The 8,294-nt window shown below is 44.0% G+C and carries 6 protein-coding genes; 1 reads left to right on the top strand and 5 read right to left on the bottom strand.

Translation table 11 applies throughout. The annotated features are described in order from the left end of the window. Window positions 1-23 precede the first annotated feature (23 nt). The 5 genes from L0992_09535 to L0992_09515 form a co-directional block, all read right to left on the bottom strand. A complete protein-coding gene (locus tag L0992_09535) occupies window positions 24-788 on the bottom strand; it encodes a transporter substrate-binding domain-containing protein (GenBank protein ID XGB65965.1) in 765 nt (254 codons plus the stop codon). A gap of 302 nt (window positions 789-1,090) precedes the next feature. After that, on the bottom strand, window positions 1,091-2,857 hold the full coding sequence (locus L0992_09530; protein XGB65964.1) for a Na+:solute symporter: 1,767 nt from the start codon (window positions 2,855-2,857) through the stop codon (window positions 1,091-1,093). Window positions 2,858-3,751: 894 nt separating this feature from the next. Next, window positions 3,752-4,378, bottom strand: coding sequence for a bifunctional 4-hydroxy-2-oxoglutarate aldolase/2-dehydro-3-deoxy-phosphogluconate aldolase (locus L0992_09525; protein ID XGB65963.1), 627 nt, complete (start codon window positions 4,376-4,378; stop codon window positions 3,752-3,754). A gap of 73 nt (window positions 4,379-4,451) precedes the next feature. Next, entirely contained in the window at window positions 4,452-5,384 is a 933-nt protein-coding gene (locus L0992_09520) for a sugar kinase (protein ID XGB65962.1), read from the bottom strand. Between the two features lie 34 nt (window positions 5,385-5,418). After that, a complete protein-coding gene (locus tag L0992_09515; protein XGB65961.1) occupies window positions 5,419-5,754 on the bottom strand; it encodes a cupin domain-containing protein in 336 nt (111 codons plus the stop codon). Between the two features lie 332 nt (window positions 5,755-6,086). Here L0992_09515 and L0992_09510 point away from each other — a divergent pair, with 332 nt between their 5' ends. Beyond that, entirely contained in the window at window positions 6,087-8,294 is a 2,208-nt protein-coding gene (locus L0992_09510; protein XGB65960.1) for a heparinase II/III family protein, read from the top strand.

Below are 8,294 nucleotides of genomic sequence, written 5' to 3'. Positions count from 1 at the left end.
TTTTTATCTAGAGCGATAGAAGATTATTTCAGAGAGTTGTGGATCAGAAACTCTTCTTCAACGCCTTTCAATTTCATCTCATCCATAATGAAGTTGACAGTGTTCAGCAAGCGCTGCTCACCTTTAGGAATCAAGTAACCGAATTGGCTGTTGGTGAACGGCGTTTCACAGCGTGCTGCTTCAAGGCGCTCATCTGTCACTTGATAGAACAGACCTTCAGGGGTTTCTGTCACCATCACATCAACTTTACCTTCCGCAACGGCTTGCGGAACGTCTAGGTTGTTCTCGTAGCGTGTGAAGCTTGCGTTCTGCAAGTTAGCGTCTGCAAACATTTCGTTAGTGCCGCCAATATTCACGCCTACACGAACCGAAGACAGATTTACTTTTTCAATGCTGTCGTACTGTTCTGCTTTACCTTTTGCAACTAAGAAACACTTACCAAAGGTCATGTATCCCTGAGTTTGTTCTGCGTTTAACTGACGCTGCATTTTGCGCGTAATACCACCCATCGCGATGTCGTATTTATCGCTGTCGAGGTCGGTCAATAGATCTTTCCATGTGGTACGAACAATCTGTAATTCGACACCTAGCTGTTCTGCTATGTGCTGTGCGACATCGATGTCATAGCCAGAGTAGGTTTTACCGTCGAAGTAAGAGAAAGGCTTGTAGTCGCCTGTGGTGCCCACACGAAGGGTACCTGATTTTTGAATGTCTTCTAACTGGTCAGCTTGTGCGACACCAGAAAGTGCCAGAGCAATGGAAGCAAGTAATAGTGATGTTTTTTTCATTGTAATTATCTGTTGTGTTTGTCTAGTTGTTAAAAGTAACAGAAAGAAAAGCAGAAAGAGATCAAACCATTGGAAAGTTAAAAATAAAGTGGGATTTCGATTAATCGGGATAAAAAATCGGCTTGAACGAGCCCTTTGACTGGCGAAATAGAAAGGTTTGGGGAAGGGGATAATACTTATCAAAATGTCACTTAGAGTAAGAGCGACAGTTAAGTTGAGAGGCAAACAAAAAGCCCATGTTATCGAATAACATGGGCTTCATTATTGGTTTGACGTGTTAGCTGCTTTCTTTAGCTATTGAGCTACTTAGCAACTGACTCGTTGTTCATCTTAGCCGGGGCTTTAGATGCGTTAACCAGTAGGATACCAACGGTGAGTACCATCGAACCACATAGTAGGAACAACAAGCGTCCTGTTGGTTCGTTTGGAATCAGAGCCATTGCTAGGATACCGAAACCTGCTGTGCTGATAAGCTTACCAAGCATTGAGCGCTGTTTAGTATCTAGGTTTTGTTGCTCTTCACCTTCCGCTACTAGCGGCGTGTTCCAGTTAGTGAATAGTTGGTCAACTTCTTTCTCACGCTCTGGCGTTAGGCCTTTGTAGAAGCGAGAAGTCATGATGAAGTAACCACCAGTGAACACTACGTGAGCTGCTAGGCTTAGACCAACTTTCAAGTCGCTCCATTCACGGCCAGTAAGTGCTGTTTCTAGACCAAATAGGTTCTCGATGTCTTCTGCTTGAAGAGAGATACCGAAGATGTAAGAAACGAAACCACCAACCACTAGAGTAGACCAACCAGCCCAGTCAGGTGTCTTACGAATCCACATACCTAGTAGGACAGGGATAAGCATTGGGAAGCCAATCAACGCACCTACGTTCATCACGATATCGAACAAGCTTAAGTGACGTAGAGAGTTAATGAATAGACCAATCGCGATGATGATAACACCCATCATGATAGTCGTTAGCTTACTTACAATAACCAGCTCTTTCTGAGTCGCGTTTTGACGAAGAATCGGGCTGTAGAAGTTCATTACAAAGATACCAGCATTACGGTTCAAACCTGAATCCATAGAAGACATCGTTGCAGCGAACATTGCTGACATAAGAAGACCAACCATACCTGCTGGCATTACGTTCTGTACGAATGCTAGGTAAGCAGCATCACCGGCTTTGTCGCCCATTGATGTGTATTGCTCAGCAAACTCAGGCATGAATGCACTTACGTACCAAGGTGGCAGGAACCAGATTAGTGGGCCAACAACCATAAGGATACATGCTAGGCCTGCCGCTTTACGTGCGTTTTCACTGTCTTTCGCACATAGGTAACGGTAAGCGTTGATGCTGTTGTTCATTACACCGAACTGCTTCACGAAGATGAACACAACCCAAAGGATGAAGATGCTCATGTAGTTTAGGTTGTTACCTAACATGAAGTCGCCGTCGAAGTTAGCAACGATGTTAGTTAGGCCACCACCGTGGAAGTAAGCTGCAACCGCACAAGTAATTGTCACGGCCATGATTACAAGCATTTGCATGAAATCAGAAGCAACAACCGCCCAAGAGCCGCCCGTTACTGCCATCAATACTAGAACCATACCCGTTACCACAATGGTTGCTTCCATTGGGATGTTGAATACCGCTGCTACGAAGATAGCTAGACCGTTTAGCCAGATACCTGCAGAGATAAGGCTGTCCGGCATACCTGCCCATGTGAAGAACTGTTCAGACGTTTTACCAAAGCGCTGACGAATAGCTTCGATCGCCGTTACCACACGAAGTTGGCGGAACTTTGGAGCGAAGTACATATAGTTCATGAAGTAGCCAAATGCGTTGGCTAAGAATAGGATTACAATAACGAAACCGTCATTGAACGCGCGTCCTGCGGCACCTGTAAACGTCCATGCTGAAAACTGTGTCATGAAGGCAGTTGCACCAACCATCCACCACAACATTTTGCCGCCCCCTCTGAAGTAATCACTAGTCGACGTGGTGAACTTACGGAACATCCAACCAATAGCGATTAAAAAGAAGAAGTAGGCGAGAACAACAAAAGTATCAATAGTCATCTTTTCAGCCTTTTAAATATCATAATTAACTGGGCTTAGATTAACGCGTCCAAAGGTTTATTTGTACTACAATATGTCTTTAGTATGATCCAGGTCGCATTGATTTTTACTTGCTTGCGTTGTGTTTGTTTAAGTTGTTGTTTTTAAATGACTAAATCGTTCGCCCAATTTATTTTAGATTCAAAATAAATTGGAGTGCAAATGTTTATATGTATTACAATATAAACGGCAAGCTTTCAGTTTGCTTTATTTATAAGATTTTAATTATAACCGTAACAAATATGCTACAACTGGGCGTGATTTTACGATGGAATTCACGTTAAATTTCAATACTCAATCGCTAAGTCATGTTTCCGGATTTTAAGTGTAGCTTATTGTTTTTAAGTCTTTATTTCTGTTTCGCGTTTCCCATTTCTTTTTGATTTGACGACGGCTTTAGCGTTTGGGCTCTTAGCTTGTCTAATGGGCGGAAATAAGAGTGGGAAGCCGCGCTATCTATAACAATAGCTTCAGGTTTAGGCGTTGTGTCTCTTGATGGCGGTTTCTATGATGCTGGATTCTATTGAGATGACTTCTCTGAGCATAGCTTTCTAAGCACAGCGACAGCTCTGTGAAGCGTTGAGATAGCATGCTACGTAAGATCATAGAGTGTGAAGCTGGTGGGTCGTTTGATTAACAGGAAGGTATTGGAGAGGTCTTAATTGGGCGTAAACGTCTGGTGGAGCAGGGGATACCCTAAGCTGCTAGTTTGCTAGTTTGCTAAGTTGCTAAGTTGCTAAGTTGCTAAGTTCTCCAAACTACCGGATATCGATAACGGCAAATATTGAATCTGCGGAACCTTAGAAAACAAAAAGCCCCACCGAGGTGAGGCTTTATCACTAAATCTGAAACAGATTAAGCGTTAACGTGATCAACTGCGTCACGAACAAGTTTGCCTAGCTCGTCCCACTTACCTTCGTCGATAAGGTTAGTTGGAACCATCCAAGTACCGCCACACGCAAGTACAGAAGGGATAGATAGGTATTCGTCTACATTCTTCAAGCTCACACCACCAGTAGGCATGAATTTAACAGGGTAAACCGCTGTTAGTGCTTTAAGCATACCAGTACCGCCAGAAGGCTCAGCAGGGAAGAACTTCAACGTGCGAAGGCCCATTTCCATTGCTTGCTCAACTAGGCTTGGGTTGTTTACACCCGGTACGATTGCAACACCTTTGTCGATACAGTATTGAACAGTGCGAGGGTTGAAACCTGGGCTTACGATGAAATCAACGCCCGCTTCGATAGATGCGTCAACTTGCTCGTTAGTCAGTACCGTACCTGAACCGATTAGCATGTCTGGGAATTCTTTACGCATGATGCGAATCGCTTCGATTGCACATTCTGTACGTAGTGTGATTTCTGCACACGGCATGCCGTTTTCAACCAGTGCTTTGCCTAGGGGGATGGCATCTTCAGCACGGTTGATAGCGATTACAGGGATTACTTTTAGGTTTGCTAGTTGTTCATTTAATGTAGTCATGAATTCTTTCTCACGTTAATAATGGGCCTGCTTTCAACTAAGCAAACCCTTGATTAATAGTTAAAGTGCGCAATTATAGAGACAAATCAGGCGTTGCTTCTAGAGGAATGATAGCACCTGGATGCTGAATCACAGTCCCTGCCACAATATGGCCAGCCAATGCTGCATCACGTGCGTTGCCACCGCTCAAGCGTTTAGCTAAGAAGCCTGCACTGAACGAGTCGCCAGCGGCTGTTGTATCAACAATGTTGTCTACTGGGTTTGGTGCAACGTACTGAGCGCTTTGGCTTTCAACTACTAGGCAGTCTTTCGCACCACGCTTAATGATGATCTCTTTCACACCAGACTCAGACGTACGTGCAATACACTGTTCAATGCTTTCGTCGCCATACAACTCTTGCTCGTCATCGAACGTAAGTAGTGCTGTGTCGGTGTACTTAAGCATTTTCAAGTACCAAGAAATCGCTTCTTGTTGGCTTTCCCAAAGTTTAGGACGGTAGTTATTGTCGAAGAATACTTGGCCGCCTTGAGCTTTGAATTTGTCTAAGAAGTTGAATAGCTGCGTGCGTCCGTTTTCTGTCAAGATAGCAAGCGTAATACCACTTAGGTAAACCGCGTCAAAAGAGAATAGCTTATCAAGTAGAGCAGGCGTGTCTTGCTGATCAAACATGAATTTCGCAGCAGCGTCACTACGCCAGTAGTGGAAGCTACGCTCACCAGTTTCATCGGTCTCGATGTAGTAAAGCCCTGGTTGTTTGTGATCAAGCTGAGCAATTAAGCTCGTGTCGATACCTTCTGCTTGCCACTTTTCCAACATGTCGACACTGAATGGGTCAGTACCTAACGCCGTTACATAGCTTGTTTGGATATCTTGCTCTTTTGTTAAGCGTGACAGGTAAAGTGCTGTATTCAGTGTATCGCCACCAAAACTCTGCTTAAGCCCGTCTTGTTTCTTTTGTAGCTCAACCATGCACTCGCCAATGACCGCGATGTTTAATGATTTCATATGCTTACCTTAGCAACTGAGGTTGCGCTATTCGTTATTTTAGGAAATCTTCACGCGCAGGGTTGAAGATATCAAGAAGGATGCTGTCTTGCTCTAGAGCAACGGCACCGTGCATCATGTGTTTACGAGCAAAGTAAGCATCGCCTTCTTTAAGCACTTTCTTCTCGCCTTCGATTTCAGCTTCGAAGCTACCACGAACTACGTAACCGATTTGGTCGTGAATCTCATGAGTATGAGGGTGGCCAATCGCGCCTTTATCAAAACATAGGTGAACAGCCATAAGATCGTCAGTGTAAGCAACGATTTTACGCTTAATGCCGCCGCCAAGTTCTTCCCATGGGTTTTCATCTAGAATAAAGAAAGAGTTCATTGTGTATCTCCTAATCTGTTTAAATCTTTTAAGTGTTACTTAACTGTGTTCATCATAAGGGAATGACTTCAATTGTAATACAATATATCTAAAATTGTGTGATACCGATCAAGCGATACTTTATATAGCCTAAATAAATCAACAACTTAACAAATGCCTGTTATTTACCATTCGCTATCTACATCAATGACTTACAGTGATTTATGTGATTCTACTCATCATTTAGCACTGAATTGCTATAATTAAAGCTCATATTGTATTACTTTATGTGGAGTTTGAAAATTTAATCAAAGTTTAAGCAGATAAACTCTTTATTGAGGGTGACAAAGAATATGATGACTAAACCAGTATTGTTGACTGAAGCTGAAATAGAGCAACTTCATCTTGAAGTAGGCCGTTCTAGCTTAATGGGCAAAACCATTGCAGCGAACGCGAAAGACCTAGAAGCGTTCATGCGTTTACCTATTGATGTTCCTGGTCACGGAGAAGCGGGTGGTTACGAGCATAACCGCCATAAGCAAAACTACACGTACATGAACTTAGCTGGTCGCATGTTCTTGATCACTAAAGAGCAAAAGTACGCTGACTTTGTTACAGAACTACTAGAAGAATACGCAGACAAATACCTAACGTTTGATTTCCACGTACAGAAAAACACTAACCCTACAGGTCGTTTGTTCCACCAAATCTTGAACGAACACTGCTGGTTAATGTTCTCAAGCTTGGCTTACTCTTGTGTTGCTTCAACACTGACACAAGAGCAGCGTGACAACATTGAGTCTCGCGTTTTCGAACCAATGCTAGAAATGTTCACAGTTAAATACGCACACGACTTCGACCGCATCCACAACCACGGTATTTGGGCTGTAGCCGCTGTGGGTATCTGTGGTCTTGCTCTTGGCAAGCGTGAGTACCTTGAAATGTCAGTATACGGCATTGACCGTAACGACACTGGTGGCTTCTTAGCGCAAATCTCTCAACTGTTTGCACCTTCTGGCTACTACATGGAAGGTCCTTACTACCACCGTTACGCGATTCGCCCAACTTGTGTATTCGCGGAAGTGATTCACCGTCATATGCCTGAAGTGGATATCTACAACTACAAAGGCGGTGTGATTGGTAACACAGTACAAGCGATGCTGGCGACAGCGTACCCGAACGGTGAATTCCCAGCTCTGAACGATGCATCTCGCACAATGGGCATCACAGATATGGGTGTTCAGGTTGCAGTGAGCGTTTACAGCAAACATTACTCATCTGAAAACGGCGTTGACCAAAACATTCTTGGTATGGCGAAGATTCAAGACGCAGTTTGGATGCACCCATGTGGTCTTGAGCTATCTAAAGCTTATGAAGCAGCGTCTGCTGAACAAGAAATCGGCATGCCTTTCTGGCCAAGTGTTGAATTGAACGAAGGCCCTGAAGGTCACAACGGCGCACAAGGCTTTATCCGTATGCAGGATAAGAAAGGCGACGTTTCTCAGTTAGTGATGAACTACGGTCAACACGGCATGGGTCACGGCAACTTCGATACGCTGGGTATTTCTTTCTTCAACCGCGGTCAAGAAGTGTTACGTGAATACGGTTTCTGCCGTTGGGTTAACGTGGAGCCAAAATTTGGCGGCCGCTACCTAGATGAAAACAAATCTTACGCTCGTCAAACGATTGCTCACAATGCAGTAACGATTGATGAAAAATGCCAGAACAACTTTGATGTTGAACGTGCAGACGCAGTACACGGCTTACCACACTTCTTCAAAGTAGAAGACGAGCAAATCAACGGCATGAGTGCGTTTGCTAACGATCACTACCAAGGTTTTGACATGCAACGCAGCGTGTTCATGTTAAATCTTGAAGAGTTGGAATCTCCGCTACTATTGGATCTTTACCGCTTAGATTCTGAGAAAGGTGGCAAAGGTGAACACCAATACGACTACTCACACCAATATGCCGGTCAGATTGTTCGCACTAACTTTGAATACCAAGCGAACAAAGAGCTGACCACGCTGGGTAGTGACTTCGGTTACCAACACCTATGGAACGTAGCAAGTGGTGATGTGAATGGCACGGCACTTGTGAGCTGGCTACAAAACAACACCTACTACACATGGTTAGGTGCAACGTCTAACGACAATGCTGAAGTTATCTTTACTCGCACTGGCGCGAATGACCCAAGCTTCAACCTACGTTCAGAGCCTGCATTCATTCTACGTAGCAAGGGCGAAACAACACTGTTCGCTTCTGTTCTAGAAACGCACGGTTACTTCAACGAAGAGTTCGAGCAATCAGTCAATGCTCGCGGCGTTGTGAAAAACATTAAGGTTGTAGCGCATACAAATGTAGGTTCAGTCGTTGAAATCACTACAGAGAAATCAAATGTGACAGTGATGATCAGCAACCAACTTGGCGCGACTGACAGCACTGAACACAAGGTAGAACTGAACGGCAAAGTATACAGCTGGACAGGCTTTTACTCAGTAGAGACAACGTTACAAGAAACAAATTCAGAAGAACTTAGCACTGCAAAGCAGGGGAAATAA

Source organism: Vibrio pomeroyi (assembly GCA_041879425.1).
Lineage (GTDB): Bacteria > Pseudomonadota > Gammaproteobacteria > Enterobacterales > Vibrionaceae > Vibrio > Vibrio pomeroyi_A.
The sequence above is the reverse complement of the archived record's forward strand: the minus strand, read 5'-3'. Positions and strand labels throughout refer to the sequence as shown.

Excerpts from the sequence above, each read along its gene's own strand:
- L0992_09535 (XGB65965.1), bottom strand. The coding sequence starts at position 788 with ATGAAAAAAACATCACTATTACTTGCTTCCATTGCTCTGGCACTTTCT.
- L0992_09530 (XGB65964.1), bottom strand. The coding sequence starts at position 2,857 with ATGACTATTGATACTTTTGTTGTTCTCGCCTACTTCTTCTTTTTAATC.
- L0992_09525 (XGB65963.1), bottom strand. The coding sequence starts at position 4,378 with ATGACTACATTAAATGAACAACTAGCAAACCTAAAAGTAATCCCTGTA.
- L0992_09520 (XGB65962.1), bottom strand. The coding sequence starts at position 5,384 with ATGAAATCATTAAACATCGCGGTCATTGGCGAGTGCATGGTTGAGCTA.
- L0992_09515 (XGB65961.1), bottom strand. The coding sequence starts at position 5,754 with ATGAACTCTTTCTTTATTCTAGATGAAAACCCATGGGAAGAACTTGGC.
- L0992_09510 (XGB65960.1), top strand. The coding sequence starts at position 6,087 with ATGATGACTAAACCAGTATTGTTGACTGAAGCTGAAATAGAGCAACTT.